24 protein-coding genes are annotated in these 22,632 nt (G+C 70.6%); 11 read left to right on the plus strand and 13 right to left on the minus strand.

Annotated elements, in window-relative coordinates; all coding sequences use genetic code 11:
• Positions 1-49: 49 nt before the first annotated feature.
• Positions 50-421 (minus strand): hypothetical protein, encoded by a 372-nt coding sequence (locus ACWEPL_RS30185; protein WP_363970961.1) that lies wholly within the window; start codon positions 419-421, stop codon positions 50-52.
• Positions 422-549: 128 nt separating this feature from the next.
• On the opposite strand from ACWEPL_RS30185, the gene ACWEPL_RS30190 reads away from it, so the two are divergent.
• Positions 550-1,482, plus strand: coding sequence for an HpcH/HpaI aldolase/citrate lyase family protein (locus ACWEPL_RS30190; RefSeq protein ID WP_355197171.1), 933 nt, complete (start codon positions 550-552; stop codon positions 1,480-1,482).
• Here ACWEPL_RS30190 and ACWEPL_RS30195 read toward each other — a convergent pair.
• On the minus strand, positions 1,472-2,014 hold the full coding sequence (locus ACWEPL_RS30195) for a DUF6529 family protein (RefSeq protein ID WP_350725471.1): 543 nt from the start codon (positions 2,012-2,014) through the stop codon (positions 1,472-1,474). The genes ACWEPL_RS30190 and ACWEPL_RS30195 overlap by 11 nt on opposite strands.
• Complete coding sequence (locus tag ACWEPL_RS30200; protein ID WP_363970964.1) at positions 2,011-2,724, minus strand: hypothetical protein; 714 nt, start codon at positions 2,722-2,724, stop codon at positions 2,011-2,013. The genes ACWEPL_RS30195 and ACWEPL_RS30200 overlap by 4 nt, the downstream gene beginning before the upstream one ends.
• A 100-nt stretch (positions 2,725-2,824) precedes the next feature.
• Here ACWEPL_RS30200 and ACWEPL_RS30205 point away from each other — a divergent pair, with 100 nt between their 5' ends.
• Positions 2,825-3,808, plus strand: coding sequence for a CPBP family intramembrane glutamic endopeptidase (locus ACWEPL_RS30205; RefSeq protein ID WP_363970966.1), 984 nt, complete (start codon positions 2,825-2,827; stop codon positions 3,806-3,808).
• Between the two features lie 304 nt (positions 3,809-4,112).
• On the plus strand, positions 4,113-6,890 hold the full coding sequence (locus ACWEPL_RS30210) for a hypothetical protein (protein WP_452438149.1): 2,778 nt from the start codon (positions 4,113-4,115) through the stop codon (positions 6,888-6,890).
• Between the two features lie 71 nt (positions 6,891-6,961).
• Here the strand turns inward: ACWEPL_RS30210 and ACWEPL_RS30215 are convergent, their stop codons facing one another.
• Positions 6,962-7,357, minus strand: coding sequence for an NUDIX hydrolase (locus ACWEPL_RS30215; protein ID WP_452438150.1), 396 nt, complete (start codon positions 7,355-7,357; stop codon positions 6,962-6,964).
• Positions 7,358-7,431: 74 nt separating this feature from the next.
• Between ACWEPL_RS30215 and ACWEPL_RS30220 the strand changes: the two genes are divergently transcribed.
• The 4 genes from ACWEPL_RS30220 (at position 7,432) to ACWEPL_RS30235 (ending at position 11,073) form a co-directional block, all read left to right on the plus strand.
• On the plus strand, positions 7,432-8,058 hold the full coding sequence (locus tag ACWEPL_RS30220) for a DUF6758 family protein (RefSeq protein ID WP_363970970.1): 627 nt from the start codon (positions 7,432-7,434) through the stop codon (positions 8,056-8,058).
• Positions 8,059-8,115: 57 nt separating this feature from the next.
• Positions 8,116-8,826: an MBL fold metallo-hydrolase gene (locus ACWEPL_RS30225; protein WP_449957214.1), complete on the plus strand. Its 711-nt coding sequence runs from the start codon at positions 8,116-8,118 to the stop codon at positions 8,824-8,826.
• Positions 8,827-8,857: 31 nt separating this feature from the next.
• Positions 8,858-9,784 carry a RecB family exonuclease gene (locus ACWEPL_RS30230; RefSeq protein WP_452438151.1) on the plus strand — a complete coding sequence of 309 codons (927 nt, stop codon included), beginning with the start codon at positions 8,858-8,860 and terminating at the stop codon, positions 9,782-9,784.
• Positions 9,785-9,918: 134 nt separating this feature from the next.
• Entirely contained in the window at positions 9,919-11,073 is a 1,155-nt protein-coding gene (locus tag ACWEPL_RS30235) for an MFS transporter (RefSeq protein ID WP_452438152.1), read from the plus strand.
• Here ACWEPL_RS30235 and ACWEPL_RS30240 read toward each other — a convergent pair.
• The 3 genes from ACWEPL_RS30240 to ACWEPL_RS30250 form a co-directional block, all read right to left on the minus strand.
• Positions 11,024-11,935, minus strand: a complete 912-nt coding sequence (locus tag ACWEPL_RS30240) for an oxygenase MpaB family protein (protein ID WP_452438153.1) — start codon at positions 11,933-11,935, stop codon at positions 11,024-11,026. The two genes, ACWEPL_RS30235 and ACWEPL_RS30240, sit on opposite strands and share 50 nt — an antisense overlap.
• A 13-nt stretch (positions 11,936-11,948) precedes the next feature.
• On the minus strand, positions 11,949-12,839 hold the full coding sequence (locus ACWEPL_RS30245; protein WP_452438154.1) for an alpha/beta fold hydrolase: 891 nt from the start codon (positions 12,837-12,839) through the stop codon (positions 11,949-11,951).
• A gap of 186 nt (positions 12,840-13,025) precedes the next feature.
• Positions 13,026-14,894 carry a DEAD/DEAH box helicase gene (locus ACWEPL_RS30250; RefSeq protein ID WP_452438155.1) on the minus strand — a complete coding sequence of 623 codons (1,869 nt, stop codon included), beginning with the start codon at positions 14,892-14,894 and terminating at the stop codon, positions 13,026-13,028.
• 350 nt (positions 14,895-15,244) lie between these two features.
• Between ACWEPL_RS30250 and ACWEPL_RS30255 the strand changes: the two genes are divergently transcribed.
• Positions 15,245-15,883: a ferritin-like fold-containing protein gene (locus tag ACWEPL_RS30255; RefSeq protein WP_363970985.1), complete on the plus strand. Its 639-nt coding sequence runs from the start codon at positions 15,245-15,247 to the stop codon at positions 15,881-15,883.
• 389 nt (positions 15,884-16,272) lie between these two features.
• On the opposite strand, the gene ACWEPL_RS30260 is transcribed toward ACWEPL_RS30255, so the two are convergent.
• From ACWEPL_RS30260 to ligD (ACWEPL_RS30280), 5 genes are all read right to left on the minus strand, one after another.
• Complete coding sequence (locus ACWEPL_RS30260) at positions 16,273-16,503, minus strand: DUF3107 domain-containing protein (RefSeq protein ID WP_363970989.1); 231 nt, start codon at positions 16,501-16,503, stop codon at positions 16,273-16,275.
• 87 nt (positions 16,504-16,590) lie between these two features.
• A complete protein-coding gene (locus ACWEPL_RS30265) occupies positions 16,591-17,211 on the minus strand; it encodes a TetR/AcrR family transcriptional regulator (protein ID WP_313043020.1) in 621 nt (206 codons plus the stop codon).
• Between the two features lie 145 nt (positions 17,212-17,356).
• Positions 17,357-17,563, minus strand: coding sequence for a hypothetical protein (locus tag ACWEPL_RS30270; protein ID WP_355197151.1), 207 nt, complete (start codon positions 17,561-17,563; stop codon positions 17,357-17,359).
• Between the two features lie 44 nt (positions 17,564-17,607).
• Entirely contained in the window at positions 17,608-18,492 is an 885-nt protein-coding gene (ligD, locus tag ACWEPL_RS30275) for a non-homologous end-joining DNA ligase (RefSeq protein ID WP_355197149.1), read from the minus strand.
• On the minus strand, positions 18,489-19,391 hold the full coding sequence (gene ligD / locus ACWEPL_RS30280; protein WP_452438157.1) for a non-homologous end-joining DNA ligase: 903 nt from the start codon (positions 19,389-19,391) through the stop codon (positions 18,489-18,491). The genes ligD (ACWEPL_RS30275) and ligD (ACWEPL_RS30280) overlap by 4 nt, the downstream gene beginning before the upstream one ends.
• Positions 19,392-19,450: 59 nt before the next feature.
• On the opposite strand from ligD (ACWEPL_RS30280), the gene ku reads away from it, so the two are divergent.
• The 3 genes from ku (at position 19,451) to ACWEPL_RS30295 (ending at position 21,732) form a co-directional block, all read left to right on the plus strand.
• Positions 19,451-20,317, plus strand: coding sequence for a non-homologous end joining protein Ku (gene ku / locus ACWEPL_RS30285; RefSeq protein WP_363970997.1), 867 nt, complete (start codon positions 19,451-19,453; stop codon positions 20,315-20,317).
• Between the two features lie 392 nt (positions 20,318-20,709).
• Positions 20,710-21,048 (plus strand): hypothetical protein, encoded by a 339-nt coding sequence (locus ACWEPL_RS30290; RefSeq protein ID WP_355197145.1) that lies wholly within the window; start codon positions 20,710-20,712, stop codon positions 21,046-21,048.
• Positions 21,049-21,387: 339 nt separating this feature from the next.
• The gene (locus ACWEPL_RS30295; RefSeq protein ID WP_363970999.1) at positions 21,388-21,732 is read left to right on the plus strand and encodes a hypothetical protein; all 345 of its coding nucleotides are present in this window, start codon (positions 21,388-21,390) and stop codon (positions 21,730-21,732) included.
• 508 nt (positions 21,733-22,240) lie between these two features.
• Here ACWEPL_RS30295 and ACWEPL_RS30300 read toward each other — a convergent pair.
• Positions 22,241-22,576 carry a hypothetical protein gene (locus ACWEPL_RS30300; RefSeq protein WP_452438158.1) on the minus strand — a complete coding sequence of 112 codons (336 nt, stop codon included), beginning with the start codon at positions 22,574-22,576 and terminating at the stop codon, positions 22,241-22,243.
• Between the last annotated feature and the right edge of the window lie 56 nt (positions 22,577-22,632).

The following is a 22,632-nucleotide window of genomic DNA, read 5'->3' on the forward strand; positions in this document are numbered from 1 at the left end:
CGTCGCCGTCAGAGGCTGACTCTCGAGGCGCGGCCAGGAGCCGGCCTCGTCAGCGGCGGTCGGGGGTGAGGCGCAGGACCGTGGAGTCGCGGGCCCAGCGCTCGGTGAGGTGCTCGCTGTCGAGGGCGTTGAGCCGCTCCTTGGCCAGCGCGGCCACGGCGTCGGCCGCCGCGGCCTGGTCGACGACCGCGACCGCGGCCTCGAACTCCACCAGCCTGGCGCCGTTGTCCTTGCTGCGCAGCGTGACCTGGACCCGGTCGAGCGCGTCGAGGCCGGGCAGCGCCTGCTCCTCGCCGCCCGTCACCAGGTAGATCGCGCCGTCGTGCCAGGTGTGCCAGGCCAGGCGGGGGCGGTCGAGGGTGAGCCAGAGGATGCCGGACTTCTTGGCGCCCTCCTCGATGGCCGCGGTGTCGTCGCTCACAGCTTCGACTGTAGTCCGTTCAGCGCGAGGACCCGAGCCGCTCCGAGGCGAACGAGCTGATCTCCCGGGTTTCCCGCGAGATCGAGGCCCGCATGGGAGCGACCTGGCCGGGCCAGTAGCGTGTGCGCATGCGCTCACGCCGTTCCGTGCTCGCCGTGCCAGGCAGCAACCCCAGGTTCCTGGAGAAGGCCCAGACCCTGCCCGTCGACGAGGTCTTCCTCGACCTCGAGGACGCGGTCGCGCCGCTGGCCAAGGAGGAGGCGCGCAAGAACATCGTGACCGCGCTCCGCGAGGGCGACTGGTCCGGCAAGACGCGCGTGGTCAGGGTCAACGACCTCACGACGCACTGGACGTACCGGGACGTGATCGAGGTCGTCGAGGGGGCGGGGGAGTTCCTCGACTGCCTGATCCTGCCCAAGGTGCAGGACCCGACCGAGGTCGTCTGGCTCGACACGCTGCTCACCCAGATCGAGAAGACCATGGGGTACGAGGTGGGCCGCATCGGCATCGAGGCGCAGATCGAGAACGCCCGAGGCCTGGTGAACGCCGACGCCATCGCCGGCTCGTCCAAGCGCCTGGAGGCGCTCGTCTTCGGGCCGGCGGACTTCATGGCGTCGATCAACATGCGGACGCTCGTCGTCGGCGAGCAGCCGCCCGGCTACGTCGAGGGCGACGCCTACCACTACATCCTCATGCGGCTGCTCATGGCGGCCAGGATGCACGACCTGCAGGTCATCGACGGGCCCTACCTGCAGATCAAGGACGTCGAGGGCTTCAGACGGGCCGCCAGGAGGTCGGCGGCGCTCGGGTTCGACGGGAAGTGGGTGCTGCATCCCGCCCAGGTGGACGCGGCCAACGAGGTCTTCTCGCCGTCGCAGGACGACTATGACCACGCCGAGCTCATCCTGGAGGCGTACGAGTACTACACCTCGGTCGAGAAGCGCGGCGCGGCCATGCTGGGCGACGAGATGATCGACGAGGCCTCGCGCAAGATGGCGCTCGTCGTGGCGGCCAAGGGGCGGGCCGCCGGGCTGAGGCGTACGAAGAGCTTCACACCTTGATGCCGATGGCGGTGAAGAACCAGAACGACGACGTCAGCCAGAGCCCGATCAGCGCGGTGAACGCCAGCCCGCCGAGCACCGGCAGCGTCCAGCCGGGCGCGTCATGCTTGGGCAGGGCCAGCATCTTCGCCGTGAACACGCCGTAGAAGAAGCAGCCGAGCAGCGAGTGCGCGAGCACTCGCGGCACGTCGTACTGCAGGCCCAGAGCGTAGAGGCAGTGGAAGGCGACGGGGATCGTGAGCAGGAACGCGATCCGCCCCGACCAGCGGTGCACGCCGGGCGGGATCGTGACCCCGAGCCTGCCCCACATCGACAGGGCCGAGACGACCTGCACGATCGCGAGCACGAACGCCCCCGTCGTCAGCCACGCCTTCATCGGCAGCGCGCCGGAGAACCCGGCCACGCCCACGGCGAACCCGGTGGGCGTGTGCACGCGCCCGTAGACGCCGAGCGCGAGCGCCGCCAGGCCGCCGGCCAGCAGCGGAACGAGGAGCGGGGTCAGGCCGCGGGACTGCTGGGGTACGGCGGTCATTGCATCTCCTCGATGAAGCCGTCCACGTCCTCAGGCTGGATCGTGGTGTCGCCGACGGTCACGGGCGCTGTGGGCTGGTCGTCCCGCAGCTGGGGGATCGGCACCTGCGTGTCGCCCTCGAACGCGGCGCCGACCTGGGTGTAGCCGCCTCCCGGGTTCTTCAGCACGATCCAGCCGGCCCGGAGCTTGGCGCCCCTGACGAGCGCGGTGGCGCGGTAGAGGCCCGACGGCTTGACCACCGTGGGCGCGACGAAGGTCCACTTCTTGCCGCCGAACGCGACCGAGCCCCTGGCCCGGCCGCCGCCCAGCTCGGCGGTGACCTTGGCGCTGCCGAGGCCGGTCAGCCGCAGCTCGCCGTCGGACTCGCTGCCCTTGAACCAGGCCTCGGCCTTGCCGTCGCAGAAGTAGCCGACGGCCTTGCCGTCTCTGATCGAGATCGCGATGAGGCCGCCGTTGCCCTTGACGTAGCCTCCGTAGTCCGCCTTCGCGATCTTCTTCGGTTCTGTTCGCTGAGGCGAGGGCGTGGCGTCCGCCTCGGCCTCCGATGAGCGTGACGGGGCCGCGGTGGTCTCGCCCGCCGACGGTGCCTCCGCGGCGGTGTTGGCGGCCTCGTCGTTGGCCGCCGGTGTCGCGGTGACGCTGGCGACACCCAGCCCCACGGCGAGCACTGCTCCCGCCGCGAGGGTGATGACAGGTCCCAGCCTTGACATGGACTGCTCCCAGGGTCGAAATGCCGTACGTCTCCGAGCATCCGCCTAAATCGGTGGGCCGTCTGTGAACTATTGCGCATCGCGCGGACAGAATGGATAGATGCAGGAGAATCCAGGGCACCAGCCGCCCGTCTACGGCACGCAGCCGCCGGTCCACCCGTATCAGCCGCCGCCCTGGTTCCTGCCGACGCCCATCGGTGCGAGTTACGACCACCTGGCGCGGAATGCCGCGACCCGGCCATGGCGGACGATCGTGGGCACGCTGGTCGTCGCCACCGGGTTCGTCGTGATCGGCGCGGTGGTGGTGTGGGCCGGCGTGGTGATGTCGCTGCTCCTCGGGATCCCCGCGCCGCTGGAGGCCGAGGGGCAGCTGTTCGGCGATCCGGTGTTCTCGCTGGTCGTGGTGTTGCTGTCGCTCGCGCCCGTGCTGCCCCTCGTGTACGGCACCGCGGCGCTCGTCCAGCGCAGGCGCCCCGGCACGCTCTCGTCCGTGGCCGGGCGGCTGCGCTGGCGCTGGCTGCTGACCTGCGCGGGCCTGGCGGTGCTGGCCCTGCTGCTGGGGCAGGGCGCGCAGGCGCTCGCGCTGACGGCGGCCGGCGAGGACGCCGACCTGTTCGGCTGGGGTGGATGGTCGGGGTTCCTGCCCGCGCTCGTCGTGATCGTGCTGCTGGTGCCGTTCCAGGCGGCCGCCGAGGAGTACGTCTTCCGCGGCTGGTTCGTGCAGGCCGTCGGGGCGCATATCCGGAATCCGGCCTGGTCCATCGTGCTCGGCTCCGCGCTGTTCATGTCGCTGCACGGGTATTCGTGGGCGGGGCTCGTGGACGTGTTCGGGTTCGGGGTCGTGATGGGCTTTCTCACGGTGCGCACCGGAGGGCTGGAGTCGGCGATCTCCCTGCACGTGCTGAACAACCTGCTGGCCTTCGGGCAGGCCGCCGCGGCCGGGCACCTGGCCGACGCGCTGGACCAGGGAAAGGTGCCGGTGCCCTGGCAGGCGTTGTCCGGAACGGTGGTGCAGCTCGGGGTGTATGCGTTTGGTGTGTTGTATCTAGCCAAAAAACAGTCAATTAAGACTATCTCGGAATAAATCGGTCCTGGGGTGCCGGGAATCTCGCTAGAGAGGTCTCGCTATTCCGGCTGAGTCATGCTGGTCTGGTCCTGTGGAACGGACCAGCGTCCTCGTTCCACCCGTACGACGTTCGACCCCATAGGAGGTAGGGCGCGTGGCCTCCGGCCCCAGCGAACCGCCACGGCGACCGCCGGAAGACGACGAACCTCGTCCCGAGGGCGCCTCTGAACCGCATTCCTCCGAAGAACCGAGGATCAGCCATTCGCCGCCGGGTCCCACCGACGATCGCACCAGGGGTTTACCGCTGAGCTCACCCTGGGGCATGCCGCCGTTCGCCGCGCCCATCCCGGACGACGAGCCGCAGGAGCCGCCCAAGGGGCGCCGGCCGTACAGCTCGCCGACGGCCGAGCCCGAGGTCGAGCCGCGCCGCCGCCCCCGCCGCGTCGTCAACCGCCCGGACAAGCTCGTCGCGGGCACCCCGCTCCATCCGCCGCGGGAGGCGCCCGAACGGTCCGAGCCGGACGCGGAGCCCGCCCCCGAGCGGTCGTCCCGGCCCGCGCCGCCGTACCGGCTGGTGTATCCCGTCCCGGAACGCGCCGAGGCCGCCGCGCCCGCGGAGGAGCCGACGGAGTACGACGAGACCCCCGAGACCCCCGAGGTTCCAGAGGTCCCCGAGGCCCCGGAGCAGGACGGCGAGCCCGAGGTGCGGCGCGTCGGACGCCCGCCGGCGGGCCGCCCCACGAGGCCGGACCTCCTCGTCGCCACCGACGGGGCGCGCCAGGGGTCGAGCGGCCGGCACCACAGAGGCCCGGCACCCTCCGCCGTGCGCAGGTCCAGCCCCGTACGCCGCCGCAACAGGTCCACCCCCGTCGCCCTGACCCTGGCCGTGGCGATCCTGGTGGCCGCCGGCGTGCTCGTGTGGCAGTGGACCTCGGACGAGGCCCCCGGGCTGCGGCTGGAGGCGGGCACGGGGCGCTCGGGGGACGAGCTGTTCACCGTGCCGGCCGCGGGAGAGGGCGCCAACCAGAAGCTCAACGACATGACGTCCGTGGGCCGCGCGGTCGTGGCGGTCGGCAGCGACACGACGAGCCCGACCCCGCGCCCGCTCTTCCTGTTCTCGCCGGACGGCGGCAAAACCTGGCAGCTCGGCCAGGTGAACGGCGCCTCCACCCCCACGGTCCAGCGGGTCGTCGGCGGCGGCGGGCGCTGGCTGGCCAGCGGCGGCGACGGCGTGTCCGGCGAACGCGGCCTGTGGACCAGCACCGACGGGTTCAGCTGGACGGCCGTGGAGGCGGCGGGCCTGGCCGCGTTCAGGGCCGGTGACCAGATCAACGACATCGCCAGGACCGCCTCCGGTTTCGTGGCCGTGGGACGCACGACGGGAGACGACGGCGGTTCGGGCCCCGCGGCCTGGCGCTCCGCCGACGGCCGGACCTGGGAGCGGGTGGAGACCCGGGAACTGGAGGTACGCGAGATCAGGGCGGTGGTCGCCAAGGGCGACACGGTCGTCGCCATCGGAGACCCCGCGGTCGGCGAGGGATCGCGGGTGCTCCGATCGGCGGACGGCGGGCGGGACTGGCAGGCGACCGCGTTCCAGCTGCCCGAGGTCGCGCCGCACACCGGGATGGTGGCCGTGTCGCCCAAGAGGTTCGTGCTGGTGCCGACGCGCTTCCCCACGTTCACCGGTGACCTGCGCGTCTACTGCTCGCCGACCGGGGCGCAGTGGTCGCAGTGCGGCTCCATCGGCGGCCTGAGCGGCGAGAGCACGGGCGTGGAGACGTTGATCTCCTACCCGTCGGGCATCGCGGCGATCACGCAGGCCGGCCTGGGCCGCTACTCGGTGCTGACCAGCACCGACGGGCGCTCGTGGAGCAAGCGGACCGACCTCGGCAACCTGCCGGGCGCGACGCTGCGCGGGTTCACGATCGCCGACGGCGGCACCCTGTTCGCCGGTGGCGACCAGGCGGTGTCCGACGTCGACAACCAGCTCGTGCTCATGGCCGCGCCCCCGCGCGACGGCGCCTCACGCGTCCAGCTCGGCCAGGTCGAGGGCCTGACCAGGATCGCCCGCGAGACCAACGCGCTGGCGAGCTTCGCCGGCCGGTACGTCGCCGTCGGCTCGGCCTCCGGCGACGCGGGCCTGTGGACGATCAGGGACTGGGTGAGCTGGAAGTCCATGAGCCTCGGCGGCCCGGGCAAGCAGACGCTGGAGGACGTGGCGCACGGCAGCCGCGGCTGGCTGGCCGTCGGCTCTACCGAGACGAACGTGGCCCTCACCGACCCGCTCCTCGTCACCTCCGCCGACGGGGAGAGCTGGAAGAAGGTGAACGTCACCGGCGACCTGGCCCGCGACCCGAACGCCCCCTCCCTGGAGACCCACGTCGTGACGGCCGGCAAGGAGGGCTACGTGCTGGCCGGCGAGGCCAAGGACCAGATGGGCGCGACGAGCGCCGCCATGTGGTTCACCCCCGATCTGCGCAAGTTCACCAGGTCGAAGAAGCTGCCGCAGGGCGGCTCCGGGGTGCGGATCTACGACGCCGTCGCCACCGGGGACGGCGGCTACGTGGCCGTGGGCGGCTCGGGCGGGGCCGACCAGGAGAGCAGCGTGGTCTGGCACTCCTCGGACGGCGTGAACTGGAGCGCGCGCAAGCGCGTGGTCCCGCCGGACGCCACGTCGGCCGGGCTACGACGGGTCACGACTTATCAGGACAAGCTGGTGGCCGTCGGCACGGCCGTGTCGGGAGGTTCGCGGCGCGCCTTCGCGGCGGTCTCGGACGACGACGGCTCGACCTGGCAGACAGCCTGGCTGCCCGCGGACCAGGCGGCGGCGGTGTACGACCTGGCCGCAGCGGACGAGGGGCTGGTGGCCGTGGGCTGGCACGGCGTGCCGGGAGAGGGCGACAGCGCGGCCTGGACCTCGCAGGACGGCCTGTCGTGGAACCGCATGGCGCTGACCAAGGACCGGCTGGCCGGGCAGGGGGCGCAGTGGCTGACGGCGGTGGCCGTGTCGGGGTCGGAGGTCGTGGCGCTCGGGCGGTCCACCACGTACAACGCCGACCACCTGATCCTCTGGACCTCCAGCCTCACCTCGAACCGGTAGGACCGAGCGGTGCCACTTCAGGCGCCGCTCCAGCCGGGACCGGGCGGATGGGCCGGGCGGATGGGGCCGTGTCAGCGGGGCAGCACGCCCCAGTCGGTCAGCGACTCCAGGAGGCCGGCGGTGAGCGGCAGCCGCGCCAGCTCGTCCGTGCCGCACCAGCGCACGTCGTCGGCGTCGTCCCCGGCCACGGGCACGCCTCCCGTCACGGTGGCGAGGTAGTCGCGGATCACGTACGTGGCCCCGCCGAGGCCGGGGCGGTCCACCGTGCCCGCCAGGCGGCCCACCTCCACGCGCAGCCCGGTCTCCTCCAGCACCTCGCGCCGCACGCCGTCGGCGTCCGTCTCCCCGGCCTCCAGGCGGCCACCGGGGAGAGACCACAGCCCCATGCCCGGCGGACGTCCCCGCTTGATAAGGAGCAACCGATCAGAGGAGTCGAAAATAATCGCGCCGACACAATTTACGCGCACATGACCAAGATTACGACGGGACAACGGGAAGCGGCCTTGACGGGCCGGTGCCGGAGAAAGCACCGTGGGTAGTTGTGAGAGCGGCTCCTACCTGTCCACGGTGCTTTGGCCCGCTTCACGGGCCGAGTGCGTGGTCGAGCGCCTACCGATGCGACGCGCACGGTGATGTCCTGCCCTACCAGCCTCCGTGGCCGCCGACCGGTACGGCGCTGGAGGCCATCCGGAAGAGCGCCGTGGTGCCCGTGTGGCTGCCATGGCCGTTGCCCGCCGGCTGGCTGGTGACCGGCTTCGGGGAGGTCGGTGACGAGCGCACCGGCGCCCGGGCCAGCGTGGTCGCGCTGACGGGGCCGTCGCTGACGGAAGGCCCCGCCGACCTGCTCGTCATCGCGGAGGAGCCGGGCATCGGGCTCGGCGCGGCGTTCGCCGGGCTGGACGGCCCCGACCCGGGCGAGGGGTTCGACTCGGGGCCGCCGAACGCCAAGATCGGCGTGCTCGGGCATCCCACCGCGCTGTGGTGCGTGGACGGCGCCGACGACCGGGCCGTCTACGCGGGCGAGGCGCTCGGCAACTGGCTGTGGGCCATCGCGTGGCCGGCCGACGCCGGCTGCATGATCGCGCTCGCCGAGCTGTCGTTGCTCGATGTCCGCGATCACGAGCTGGACGTGCCGTTCGGTGCGTTCTCGCCCCGGCTCGAGGATTAGGCGCGCTTTCACGCTCCTGATTCGCGCTCTGATGCAGACGGGCTAGAGTTCGGAGGCGTGACAGCGCGTATCGAGCGAGTGGTGACCGAGGGCGTCGTCGACATCGACGGCACCGAGCACAAGGTCGAGAACAACACCTGGATCATCGGTGACGACGACGAAGTCATCGTCATCGACGCGGCGCGTGACGCCGAGAAGATCCTTGAGCAGGTGGGCGAGCGGGAAGTGCTGGCCGTCATCTGCACGGCGGGGCTGCCCGACCACGTCTCCGCGGCCATCGAGGTGGCCAGCCGGGACGAGGCCGTGGTCGCCCTGCACCCCAAGGACAAGCCGCTGTGGCGGGAGACCTGGCGGGAGACCTGGCCCGACATCGACATGGAGGACGACGGCATCTTCGGTGTGGCCGACGTCCAGCTCGACGTCATGGAGACGCCCGGCATCTCACCCGGCGGAGTGTCGCTCTACTGCGAGGGGCTCGGGGCCGTCTTCACCGGCAAGGCCCTGCAGGCCGACGGGCCCGGCAAGCTGGGCGGCGAATACCCCGCCCTGCCCGACCAGCTGACCTCGATCGGCGGGCGGCTGTTCACGCTGCCGGCCGAGACGCGGGTGCTGGCCGCCCACGGCGACGAGGTCACGATCGGCGACCTCGAGCCGCACTTCGACGACTGGGTGTCGGGCTCGCTGACCCGTACGGAAAGCGCCGATGACGGCCCCCTGACCGACGGGACCAAGCTCTCCGGGATCAAGCTCGACCCCGACGACGAGTGACGCTCAGGAGCGCCTTCACGAGGTGGAGGCCATGAGCGCGGCTCAGGGGCAGCTTCCGCTGGACGGGATGCCGCGGCGGCTCTACTCCTGCACGCCGTCGCGGTTGAACGCGTGGCTCGACTGCCGCCGCCGCTACCGGTTCAGCTACCTGGACCGGCCGCAGCCGTCCAAGGGCCCCGCGTGGGCGCACAACAGCGTCGGGGCGAGCGTGCACAACGCGCTGGCGGGGTGGTGGCGGGAGCCGTACGACCGCAGGACCCCGCTGACCGCCGCCATCCTGATCACGAACGGGTGGATCGCCGAGGGGTTCAGGGACGTCGAGCAGTCGGCCCACTGGCTGGGCCGGGCCCGCGACCTCGTCTCCGGATACGTCGCGACCTTAGATCCGAGCGACGATCCGGTGGGCGTCGAGCGCACGGTCGCGACCCGTACCAAGGTCATGGCCCTCTCCGGCCGCATCGACCGGCTCGACCGGCGCGGTGACGAGCTGGTCGTGGTCGACTACAAGACCGGCCGCCGGCCGCTCACCGAGGACGACGCCCGCTCGTCCCTCGCCCTGGCCGTGTACGCGGTCGCGGCCTCCACGATGATGCGCACGCCCTGCCGTACGGTCGAGCTCCACCACCTGCCGACCGGCGAGATCCTGGAGTGGCGGCACACCGAGGAGTCGCTGGCCCGCCACATCGGGCGCGCCGAGGACGTCGCCACGGAGGCGTCGGCGGCCGACGAGCGCTACCGCGCGCTCGTGCCCGCGCCCGCCAAAAAGGGTTCCGCCGCCTCGCGCACCGCTTCGGGAGAGCGGCCGTCCGTCGGACCGGCGGCGGTGCCGGACGAGATTGACGAGCTGTTCGCGCCGAGCCCCGGCCCGATCTGCTCCTGGTGCGACTTCCGCCGCCACTGCCCGGAGGGCCGGTCGGCGGCCCCCGACCGCAACGCCTGGGACGGCCTCGCCGAGTGACCCGCCTGCCGGGGCGAGCGGCGGAGGGGACCGCTCGCCTCGGCTGATGGCTTTTGCCGAGGGATGCCCAGTTTCCCGCAGAGAACAGTGGTAATGACGGGAAAGTGGCACCTATCGGGCGGTTACCCGCGGCAGTGGCGCTGGGCACACTCTTCAACCCCCTGAACTCGTCCATGATCGCCGTGGCCCTGGCCAGCATCGAGGCCGAGTTCCACGTGGGCATCGCGGCCGTGACGTGGCTGGCCGCCGGGTTCTACCTGGCCGGCATCCTCGTTCCGCCCGTGATGGGCACGCTGGCCGACAGGCTGGGCCCGCGGCTGGTGTTCTGCGCCGGGCTGGTGACGATGGCCGTCACGGGCGTGCTGGCCGCGCTGGCCCCCTCGTACCCGGCGCTGGTCGGGATCAGGCTGCTGCAGGCGTTCGGGAGCTGCGCGACGATGCCCGCCGGGATGGCGATCGTCCAGGCCGTGATGCCGGGCGAGGACGGGAGACCGCCGCCGCGCGTGATCGCGACGATCTCCATGGTGCTCACCGCCAGCGCCGCCGCCGGTCCGGTGCTCGGCGGGTTCCTGGTCTCGTTGTGGGGCTGGCGGGCGATCTTCCTGGTCAACGTCCCACTCGCGGCGATCGCGCTCACCGCGGCGCTGCGCTGGCTGCCCAAGGTCCGCGTGGACGGCGCCCAACACGCCCTGCTGCCCCGGCTGAGGCCCGGGCTGCTGGCCACGTGCGGCCAGTTCGCCCTGGTCAACGTGGTATTCTACTCGGCGTTCTTCGTGGTGCCGCTGTGGGCGCAGCGCTCGGCGGGACTGCCCGCCCACATCGCCGGCCTGCTGGTGCTCCCCATGGCCGGGCTGGCGATCGTCATGACGCCGGTCGCGGTGGCGCTGGCCGCGCGGGCGGGGATGCGGACCGTGCTGGTGGCCAGCGCGGCGCTGCTGCTCGCCGGCTCCTGCCTGGTCCCCGCCGTCGGCCCCGTCTGGCTGGTGCTGGTGGCGGCGGGGCTGCTGGGGGTGGCGTCGGCGCTCAGCCAGTTCGGGCTCAACTCGCTGGTCTTCGTGCACGCAGACAGGAGCGAGACCGGGGTCGCCGTCGGGTTCTTCCAGTCGTCCAGGTACGTGGGCGCCGCGACCGCGTCTACCCTGCTCGGCGTGCTGTTCGACGGCGGGGGCATGGGCCGCAGCGGATGGACGATGGCCGCCGTGTCGGCGGTCGTGCTGGTGGGCGGCACGCTCCTGCCGGTCAGGCGGCCGGCTCCGGCGGCCACCGGCGGGGATCGGTCAGGCCCTTGAGCCCCTTGCTCACGTCGTACCCGGCCGCGCCGAGACGCTCCCTGGCGGCCCGCAGCATCTCCCTCGTGGCCGGCATGAACGCGTGGTCGTGCACCGGCTCCGGCAGCGAGTTCATCCCCAGCCTGAACGCCCTCAGCGCGGCCGTGACCGTCGAGCGCGGCACCTCCGGCAGCGCCCCGTACATCCGCCTGGCCCAGTCAGGCAGCGTGTAGTAGCACAGCGCGCCGAACGGGAAGTAGGCGGGCTTGCCCGCCGACAGGAGCCTGAGCTCGTGCGGCAGCCTCGGCCACATCAGGAAGCGCACGGCCGAGGCCGCCTTCTCCGTGACGCGCAGGCCGGCGCGCGCCTGCTTGAAGTAGGCGTCCATCTCCGCGCACGAGCCGGGCACGTCCTCGGGGTGCAGGCCCACGTACGCGGCGCTCTTGCGCTGCTCGCAGAGGTAGCGGTCGGCCTGGCGCTCGGTGAGGCCCAGCCCGCCGCGCCTGGCCACCTCCAGGTACGACGACACCTCCGCGCAGTGCACCCACAGCAGCAGCTCGGGATCGTCCACCCGATGGGTCCGGCCGGTGTCGGGATCGTGGATGCGCAGCGCCTTGTGGATGCCGCGCACCCGCCTGCCGATCTCGTCGGCCTGCTCCGGGCTGCCGAACGTCACCCGCCCCACGAAGTCCGCCGTGCGGCGCAGCCGCCCGAACGGGTCCTCCTGGAAGTTGGAGTTCTGCCAGACACCGCGCATGGCCAGCGGGTGCAGCGCCTGCAGCATGAGACCGCGTACGCCACCCACCCACATCGACCGGTCGAGATGCACCTGCCACGTCGCGCTCTGCGGTGGCTGCGCGACGATGTCCTCGATGTTCGCCATAGTAAGTAAAGAATTACATGGCATTGGACCTGGTGTCCAAATAGTGTTTCTCGGCCGAGTTCCAGAACCTCACCAGCGCCGCCGCCGTCGTCTCCGGCGCCTCGACGGCGGGCGAGTGGACGGCGCCGGGCACGACCACGGACTCGGCCCCGAGCCTGGCCGCCATCTCCGACTGCGCCTCGGGCGGCCACCCGTCGTCGTGTTCGCCGTACAGCACCAGCGTGGGCACCTCGACCTGGCGCAGCTCGTCGGTGCGGTCGTGCATGCTCAGCACCTGCTCGGCCATGCAGGCCAGCGCGGTCGGAGAGTTGGTGAGCAGGCGCTTGCGCAGGAACGCCAGGATCTCGTCGGACACGTCGTTGGACAGCGCCTCGGGCTCCAGCCGGTGGTGCCACACGTGCTCCAGGCCGAACGCCTGGACCTCTTCCATGATCTTGCGGCCGTTGACCGCCCGCTTGCCCTCGATGCCCGAGGGCCCGGACCCCATCAGCGTGAACGACGCGAACCTCGTGCGCCCGTCGATCACCGCCTCCCTGGCCACCAGGCCGCCGAAGGAGTGGCCCACCAGGTGAACGGGGTCGCCGCCGCCGATGATCTGGGCGAGCGCGTCGACGTCGGCGCCGAGCGCGGGGCAGGTGTAGGCGGCGGGGTCGTCGGGGCCCGGCGTCTCGTACTGGCCGCGCAGATCGACGGCGATCACCCTGCGTCCCGAGTGGGCCAGGGTCATCAGCACCGCGAGGAAGTCCTCCTTGCTGCCTGTCAGGCCGGGGACCAGGAGGGCGGGCCAGCGCTCAATCACACCACTGACCGGGAGGGCCTCCAGGACCGCGAACGTGCCCTGTGGCGTTTCGATCTTCTGTGGTGCGACGCCAGGAGGCAGATCGAGGAATCGCGGCGTACTCACGTGGGGCAACAATACCCAGAGGTCAGCGGCTCGACACCGTCATGGGCATCACGCAGGGCAAATGCGGCTCCTCGCCGGAAGCCCCCCGGACGCGCCCAGAGCGCCTCAGGAGGGCCCGCGGGCCCTTACCCAGAAGGCGCGCACCCGATGCGGGTACGCGCCTCCCAGGCGGTGCTCAGACGGCGCTCAGCCCGTGCGGCGGCGGTTGCCGCCCCCGCCACGGGGCTGGCGGCGCTGCTGCTTGCGCTCCGTGGCCGCCGACGGGGCGATGTCGTCGTCGTCCGAAGCCAGGTCGGGCGACTGGAAGATCACCGTGAACGGGTTCGGCGGGACGATCCGCTCCGGCTCCGTGCGCACCGGCGGAGGCGGCGTCGAGAGGAAGCTCGGCGCCGGCTCGCTGACCGGAGGAGCGGGCGGGGCCTCGGCGACCGGCACCGGGTCGGCGGCGCGGCGGGAGCGGGTGCTCTTCGCCGGCGCCTCCTCGACGGTGTCGGCCTCAGGGGCCGCCGTGACGGCGGCGGCCCGCCGCGACCGGGTGGCCTTGACGGGTGCCTCGGGGGCCTCGGCGAGCGCCTGCTTCGACCGGACGGCCTTGACGGGTGCCTCGGGGGCCTCGGCGAGCGCCTGCTCGATGGCAGACGAAGCCGCCCCCCTCCGCGTACGCGTCCGCTTCGGCTCGGCGGCCGCCTCGATCTCGTCCGTCGAGAAGATCGCGGGAGTCTCCTCCGTCTTGGCATCCACGAGCTCGACCTCCTGAGTCTCGACGGCTGCGGTCTCAGCCAGCTCCTTGCCGCCACGGGTGCGGCGGCGCTGGCGCGGCGTACGGGCAGGGCGCTCTTCGCGGCGCTCTTCGCGCTCGTCGCGGCGACGGCCGCCACGAACACGTGCCCTGCCGGTCTCCCCGAGATCCTCGAGGCGCTCCGCGGACAGCCCCGCACGCGATCGGCTCGCGTGCGGCAGGACGCCCTTGGTGCCCTCGGGGATGTTCAGCTCGGAGTAGACGTGAGGCGAGGTGGAGTAGGTCTCCTCGGGATCGGCGAAGTCGAGCCCGAGCATCTGGTTGATCATCTTCCAGCGGGTCAGCTCCTCCCACTCCACGAACGTGACCGAGATGCCCGTGCGCCCGGCCCGGCCGGTGCGGCCGATGCGGTGCACGTACGTCTTGTCGTCCGTGGGGCAGTCGTAGTTGACCACGTGGGTGACGTCGTCGATGTCGATGCCGCGGGCCGCCACGTCGGTGGCCACCAGCACGTCGATCTTGCCGTTGCGGAACGCGCGCAGGGCCTGCTCGCGCTGGCCCTGGCCGAGGTCGCCGTGCACGGCCGCGACGGCGAAGCCGCGCGTGTCGAGCTGTTCGGCGACCATGTCGCAGGCCCGCTTGGTCTCGCAGAAGACCATCGTGAGCCCGCGGCCCTCGGCCTGCAGCAGCCGGCCGACGATCTCGATCTTGTCCATGCGGTGCGCGCGCCACACGAGCTGGCGGACCTGCGGCGTGGTCTCTCCCTCGCCGCTCTCGTGCTCGGCGCGTACGTGCGTCGGACGGTTGAGGTACTTACGGGACAGCGTGACGATCTCACCCGGCATGGTCGCCGAGAACAGCATCGTCTGCCGCTGTCCGGGGATCAGGTTGAAGATCCGCTCTACGTCGGGCAGGAAGCCCAGGTCGAGCATGCGGTCGGCCTCGTCGAGCACCAGGGTCGTGACCTGGCTCAGGTCGAGGTGCTTCTGCTTGACCAGGTCGAGCAGGCGGCCGGGGGTGCCGACGATGACGTCGACCCCGGCCTTGAGCGCCTCGATCTGCGGCTCGTACGCGCGCCCGCCGTAAACGGTCAGAACCCGGGATCCGAGCTTGCCGGCGGCGGTGACGAGGTCTTCGCTGACCTGCGTGGCCAGCTCGCGGGTCGGTACGACGACGAGCCCGCGGGGCTTCTTGCGGTTCTTGCGCGGCTTGCCGATGCTCTGGAGCATGGCGATGCCGAACGCGTAGGTCTTGCCCGTGCCGGTGCGCGCCTGGCCGATAAGGTCCTGGCCGCTCAGGGCAAGCGGGAGAGCCATCTCTTGGATGGGGAACGGTGTGACGATGCCCTCGGTCTCGAGGGCATCGGCGATCTCAGGTGTGACTCCGAGGTCTCGGAAAGTCGTCAGCGTGGCCTGCCTCAGTTCTCAAATGAAGGCGGGCCTGCCGGGACCGACGGGCATGAAACAGCCCCCGTTACGTGGGTCCTCGCGGTAGAGCCAGCCCTCTCGCGTCATCAGCGACCGCGCACCCGGAAGTGGGGGTATTCGGGAGAAACCCCCGAATTTACACAGTGCGGTCGCACTTTCACAGAGCAGTGTACTCGATACCACAACGCTGGCCGAGCTTACGTATGTTCCCGAAGATTCACGGAAGTACGCTGCCACTCATGAAGGAGTCTCCAGGAGTCGTCGATCTGCTCGGGGTGCTCGCCTACGCCGAGCTTAGTGCGTACGCGCGGATGACCGAGGACGCCGCCACGCTGGCGCCCTCGCTGGCCGACCGCGCGGCGCTGAGCGAGCTGGCCGTGACCGAGTACGCCCATTTCCGCCTGCTGCGTGACCGCCTGGCCGAGTTCGGGGCCGATCCCGACGAGGCGATGTCGCCGTTCGTCGGCGCGCTCGACGCCTGGCACACGCAGACCAGGCCGGCCGACTGGCTGCAGGCGCTGGTCAAGACGTACGTCGGGGACGGGATCGCGCTCGACTTCTACCGGGAGGCGGCCAGGCACCTCGATCCCTCGATCGCCAAGCTGGTGGACGAGGTGCTGGTGGACGAGGGGCGCTCGCAGTTCGCGGTCGAGCGGGTCAGGGCCGGGATCGAGGCGTCGCCCGCGGTCGCCGGACGGCTGGCGCTGTGGGCGCGCCGGCTCGTTGGCGAGGCGCTGAGCCAGGGGCAGCAGGTCGCCTCGGCACGGCCCGAGCTGGCGCTGTTGCTGGTGTCGGGGGAGGGTGCCGCCGATATTTCCCGACTTTTCGCGACGTTGACGGAGGCCCACAACAAACGCATGGCCGCCCTGGGCCTCTGACCATCCCCGAACATGGCAACCACCGGGACGGCGATGGTTGCCATGCGGGCCACGGCCAGCGTTGCGCCATCCCGGCCGCTCCACCGGCGCCGAGGTGGGTGTGAGGGCTCGTGTCGCGCCACCCCGGCCGCTCCGGTGGCGCCGAGGTGGCTGTGGGGCCGTTGCGCCGCTCCCCGCACGCCTTCTCGCCGACGCAGCGCTGAGGGCGTGCTTTTGGGGTGGCCGTTGGGTGCGCACCGCCCCGCGAGCCCGGGGCGATCGGGCGCGGTCGCCATGCGCCGACCTCTCGCAGCCGCATCGCCCCACGGGTGCGGGGCGATCGCCGGGGGTGGTGGCAAGCCCTGGGAGGGGTACGGCCGGGTGAGCCGTACCCCCAGGTCAGGAAACTCCTAGAGGGTGCCGCCGAACCCGACGGGCCGGGCCTGGTCCTCACCGATCTCAACGAAACCGATCGAGGCCACCGGCACCACCACCCGCCTGCCCTTCAGGTCGGTCAGGGCGAACACGCCACGCTCGACCGACAACGCGTTCCTGATCTCCTCTTCGACCTGCTCAGCGGAGAGTTCGGTCTCGACAACGATTTCGCGGTGTACAGAGCGTACGCCGATCTTGACTTCCATCGTGGCTCCCTAGTCGACGGGTTGGCTCACTCCCATCGTGGCGGCTCGAAGCCGGGAAGGGGCCAATGATCGCGCCCAGCGAACGGGTTATGCCGTACGCGGAAAACCGCTGATGCCGCGCCAGGCCAGCCGGGCCATGAGTTGTTCGGCCGCGTCCTTCGGGATCGAGCCGTGCTGGGTCACCCAGTAGCGGGCGCTCACCTCGGCCATGCCGACCAGCCCCACGCCGAGCAGGTGAGCCTCGTCGCTGGTGCAGCCGGTGTCCTCCTGGATGAGCACGGAGACCATCTCCGCGCACTCCTGCAGCGAGCGTTCCACGCGCTGCCGCACCGGCGCGACGTTGCGCAGGTCGGACTCGAACACCAGCCGGAACGCCTCGCCCTGCGTCGAGACGAAGTCGAAGAACGCGCTGAACGTGGCCTGCACGCGGAGTTTGTTCTCGTGGGTGGAGGCCAGCGCCTCCCGGCAGCGGTTGACCATGTCGTCGACGTGGAGGTCGAGCAGCGCCAGATAGAGCTCGAGCTTGCCGGGGAAGTGCTGGTAGAGCACCGGCTTGCTGACCCCCGCACGATCGGCGATCTCGTCCATGGCGGCCGCGTGATAGCCGTTCTCCACGAACACTTCCTGCGCGGCGCTCAGGAGCTGCCGGCGGCGGGCGAGTCGGGGCAGCCGGGTGCCCCGGGGCTTCGCGTCCGGGGTTGCGGTCACGCGGGTCTCCATAGGTCTCTCAGCGGGCTGTGCGGACATCCTACGTGCGGGCAGAGCAGATGTTCATTGCCTTGCTCCGCTCCCCAGTCCGGGCAACGGCGCTCCTCAGCGCCACGAGGCGGGCTCGGTCGCCGCGGAGCCGTACTCAGCGATATTCGTCGTCGTCGAGATCCACCACGCGGTCCTGATCGGCCGCGTCGGCGGGGTCGACGTCGAGCGGCAGCTCGCGGCGCTGCCTGCCGGCGCTCTGGCGGATCTCGAAATGCTGCTCCGCGGCGTCTGCCTCGGGCGTCTCGATCGACAGCTCTGCCTCGTCCTGGTCGTAGGAGAGCTCGTCCCCGCGTGTGTCCATCTCCGACATCTTCTGGTCCCCCTCTTGGTGTGGACGGCACCAGCCTACGCCCGGCCGAAAAGGTCGCCGCGTTTCTCCACTCTGGCGAGTACGTCGGCCGCCGTGAACACCAGCTCCTCAGGCCGTTCGCAGCCCTCGACCTCCGTCCACCTCAGCGGTGTCGAGACGGTCGGCAGCTCCCTGGCCCGCAGCGAGTAGGGCGCCACGGTGGTCTTGGCCGGGTTGTTCTGGCTCCAGTCGATGAACACCTTGCCGGGCCTGGCCTTCTTCGTCATCACGCTGACGACCTGCCGGGGGTGCTCCTTCTCGAGGAACTGGGCCAGCCTCTTGGCGTACGCGGAGGGCTCCTCGCGGCCGTCCCAGTCCGCGTACAGCTGCATGCCCTTGTTCCCGCTGGTCTTCGGCAGGGCGGTGAGCCCGTCGGCCGCCAGCACCTCGCGCAGCATGAGGGCCACCCGGCAGCACTCCACGATGGTCGCGGGCGGGCCGGGATCGAGGTCGAACACGAGCGTGTCGGGCGGCAGCGCCTCGCCGTCCTCGTCGACGCGCCACTGGGGCACGTGCAGCTCGAGCGCGGCCAGGTTGGCGTAGTAGACGAGCGTGGGCAGGTCCTCGATGACGGCGAAGTCGATGGCCTCGCGGTTCTTGGTGCTGCCGGGGACGGGGAGCTTGACCCGCCTGACCCAGTCCGGGGTGTGGTCGGGGGCGTTCTTCTCGAAGAAGGACTGGCCGCCGACGCCGTTCGGGTAGCGCTTGACGGTCAGGGGCCTGCCCCGGAGGTGGGGGAGGAGCACGGGGGCCACGCGGCTGTAGTAGTCGATGACCTCGGCCTTGGTGAAGCCGTACTCGGGGTAGAGGACCTTGTCCAGGTTGCTCAGCGTCAGCGCTCGCCCGTCGACCTTTACCGGCACCTTCGCCGGGCTGTTCACAGCGTCACCTCCGGGGGGAGCTTGTCGGGGCGCAGGCCACGCCACACGGGGTGGCGCAGCCGCTGCTCGTCGGTCCACATCGTGTAGGCCACCTCCCCGACCAGATCCGGCCTAACCCACCGATTTCGCCACGGAACCGCGTTGCTGAACGGGCTGTGCGGGATCTCCAGCGGCCGCATCCGCCGGTGGAGCTCGTCGAGCACGGTGTCGGTGAACCCGGTCCCGACGTGCCCCACGTACGCGAGCCCACGATCGGTGAACATCCCCATCACCAGCGAGCCGATCCCGCCCGCCCGGCGCCCCTTGCCGGGCTTCCAGCCGCCGATCACGACCTCTCTGGTACGCAGGTGCTTCACCTTGATCCACCACGGGGACCGGGTACCCGGCCGGTAGGGGGAGTCCAGCCGCTTGGCGACCACACCCTCCAGGCCCTGCTCGGAGGTGGCCGTGAGCAGGTCGGAGTCGCCGGGGAAGTACGGGGGCGCGCCGACGTCCAGCTCGTCGAGCAGTGCCCGCCGGTCGCGGTAGGGCAGGTCGAACATCGGCGTGCCGTCGAGATAGAGCAGGTCGAACGGCATGTACGTGATGGGATACAGCTCCAGCATGACCGGCTCGGGATCGGTCAGGTGCATCCTGTGCTGCAACCGCTCGAAGCTGGGCCTGCCGCGCTTGTCGAGCGCGACGACCTCGCCGTCGATGATCGCGTTCTTGATCCCGAAACCGGATATTTCCGGATACCTCCGCGTGTATTCGACCCCGTGCCGCCCCGTCACCCTCAGTCCGCCGTCAAGATGGACGACGGCGCGGATGCCGTCCCACTTGACCTCCAGTCCGTACCTCTCGCGATCAGGGGGTAGTTCCCCAGGTACGGCCAGCATCGGTTCGACGGGGTATGGCATTGGTTGCCCCATGACGGGTATGTGCCCATTGGCGAATGATTGAGAGCTGAGGAGTGACCATGCGCAGCATCTGGAAGGGTGCGATCTCCTTTGGCCTGGTCACGATACCCGTCAAGCTCTACTCCGCCACCGAGCAGAAGGACGTGACGTTCCACCAGGTCCATCGCGAGGACGGCGGCCGGATCCGCTACAAGCGCGTGTGCACGCAGGACGGCGAAGAGGTGCCGTACTCCGACATCGCCAAAGGCTACGAACTGCCGACGGGCGAGATCGTCGTGCTCACCGACGAGGACTTCGAGGATCTGCCGCTGAGCACGTCCCGCAGGATCGACGTCCTCCAGTTCGCCCCGGCCGAGCAGATCGACCCGATCTACTTCGCCAAGTCGTACTACCTGGAGCCCGACGCGCAGGGGGCGAAGCCGTACGTGCTGCTGCGCAACGCCCTGGAGAGCTCGGGCCAGGTGGCGGTGGTCAAGGTGGCGCTGCGCCAGCGCGAGTCCCTGGCCACGCTGCGGGTACGGGACGGCGTCTTCGTCCTGGAGACCATGCTCTGGCCCGACGAGATCCGCACGCCGGACTTCGGCTTCCTCGAGGAGGACATCGAGGTACGGCCTCAGGAGCTCCAGATGGCCGAGTCCCTGATCAGCACCATGGAGTCGGACTTCGACCCGAGCGAGTACCACGACACGTACCGCGAGGCGCTGCAGCAGGTGATCGAGGCGAAGGTGGCGGGCAAGGAGGTCATCCCGGCCCGCGAGGAAGAGGAAGCCGGACCGGCGGTCGACCTCATGGCCGCGCTGCGCGCCAGCGTGGAGGCCGCGAAGCGGGAGCGGGAGGGCGGGGCCGCCAAGCCCAAGAAGGCCGCCGCCAAGTCCAAGGACGAGGAGAAGGCTCCCGCCAAGCGCAAGCCTCGCAAGACGGCCTGAACACTTTCAGAACCTCTCTCAGCGGTTCCGCATGCCTCCCTAAGGGAGGCGCTCCACGGCCTCGCCGACGCTTCTCGCGTTGAGCCTCTGGCCGCCTTTCTCAGGCATTCACCCCACCGCGAGGTGGGGTTCTCCGTGCTGCCCTCGGGGCCTCTTCGACGCGATCACCGAATAGGACATATCCGGATAAGTCGTCTCATTTCGCTCTATAAATCTTTAATGCAAGCAATAAGATTGTTAATGCATAGCAAAACCGGCTAGGTGCCGTTTGTTGGGCTGCTGTCTGGAAATGACACATCATGGATGGCTCTTCGGCAGGCGTCCAAGACCTCTTTCCGGGATAACCGGAAATGTCGAGAACGGGGCAATCGATCCTTTAGGGGGAAAACGCAATGCCCAAGCTCAAGACTGTTTTCGCGGGTCTCGCCGTCAGCACGGCGCTGACCGGTGGCGTGGTAGCCGCGGGCGCGGCCACGACCTCGGCCAGCGCCGGCGCCGCCGCTCAGGTCAAGTCCGCCGCCTCCGTCCTCGCCAATGGCTGCGGCGGCGGGGGCTGGCGCCGCTGCGGCTGGGGCGGCGGCGGCTGGGGCGGCGGCTGGGGCTGGCGTCGTCACCACCAGAACAGCCGCGTACGGGTCAACGTCCACAACCGGAACATCAACATCAACCGGTTCGAGCGCGAGCGCGAGCGCGAGCACCACCACCACAACAACGGCGACAACTGGTCATAGCCGTGTGCTGACGGCGTGGGGATGACCGCGTTCTCGTGGTTGGGGGATTTCCCCGCGCCTCCACGGCGGCCTTTCGACAAGGGCTCCCCAGACCTTAGGGCTGGGGAGCCCTGCTGTGTCCGGATCTATGTGAGGTGCGGCGTTTGCGCAGAATCATGGGGATGTCTGTGGTGGGCCAAATGACGGCAATTCCAGTTTGCTTGCTGTTTCAGCCGGAAATATGCATGATGCGGATGATTCGTTAAGGATCATCCGGGGCGTTTCCTAGTCGATCGGGTTTTTGGGGATTGGCCGGGAACGTGAGGAACGGGGCAATCGAACCTGTAGGGGGAAAACGCAATGCCCAAGCTCAAAAGTGTTATGGCCGGCCTCGCCCTGAGCACGGCCTTCTCCGGCGGCGTGGTCGGCGTGGGCGCGGCCATGTCCGCGGCCGACGCGGCGACCCAGGTCGGCACCGCCACCTCCGTCCTGGCCAGGGGCTGCGGCGGCGGCGGGGGCTGGGGCCGCTGTGGCTGGGGCGGCGGCTGGGGCGGCGGACGCTGGGCCAACTGGCGCCACCACCGCATGCCCCGCATCAAGATCATCATCATCAACACGAACCGCAACCGCAACGTGCAGCAGCGCATGGACGAGCGCCACGAGATGGACCACCACGAGGACAACAACCAGCCCACGTGGCAGTAGAGCTCACCGCACAGGCGAACCGGTGGCGCGGGCCGCGCCACACCAGGAGTCCCCTGAGCGATGAAGCTCCGGCCACGCCGATCGAGTGCCCGTATTCACCGGGTCCCGACGTCTGCCCCGACAGCGACGACGTCGACCCACCGAATACGGGCACTCGACGTGTCTCCTACCGCCGGCGCCCGAAGACGGTCCCGGTCGTGGCCAGTGGGGGGCCACTCCCGAAGAGGGCCGGACCGCCCTCTTCTCGGGGAACGGACGGTCCATGGCGATGACGGCCGGCGCCGGGGGACAGGGGCGCTCGGCTTGTCGGAGGCCGCATGAGGCGGGGCGACGACCGTAGAAACAGAAGTGAGTGCCCGTATTCGCTTGGGCGGCGCCGGTCGGAGGGTGGCGCCGGTCCCGATGAATACGGACACTCGTTTGGCGTGGGCGGATGTCATCGCTCGGGGAACTCCGCCCGCTACGGCGGCCTCAGAGGCGCGCCAATGCTCAGCTCAGTGTCTGAGTCCTACCACTCGTCACGGTGGCCACCGTTGATGTTGTGGTTCTGGTTGACGATGACGATCCGGACCCGGGCGCCCCTGTCGTGACGGCCCCAGCCGCCGCCCCAGCCGCGACCGCCCCAGGCCCAGGGGCCGCCCCAGCGGCCACCCCAGCGGCCGCCCCAGCCCCCGCCGCACCGGCGCCAGCCCCCGCCGCGGCAGTTGCCGGCGAGGACGGGTGCGGCGGACTTGACCTGGACGGCAGCGCCGGCCGGCGACGTGGCCGCGCCCGCGGCTACCACGCCACCGGTCAGCGCCGAGCTGACGGCGAGACCCGCGATAACACTCTTGAGCTTGGGCATTGTTTTCCCCCTAAAGGTTCGATTGCCCTGTTTCACGCCCCCCGGCACAGGCGGAT

It is taken from the genome of Nonomuraea sp. NPDC004186, from assembly GCF_053603495.1.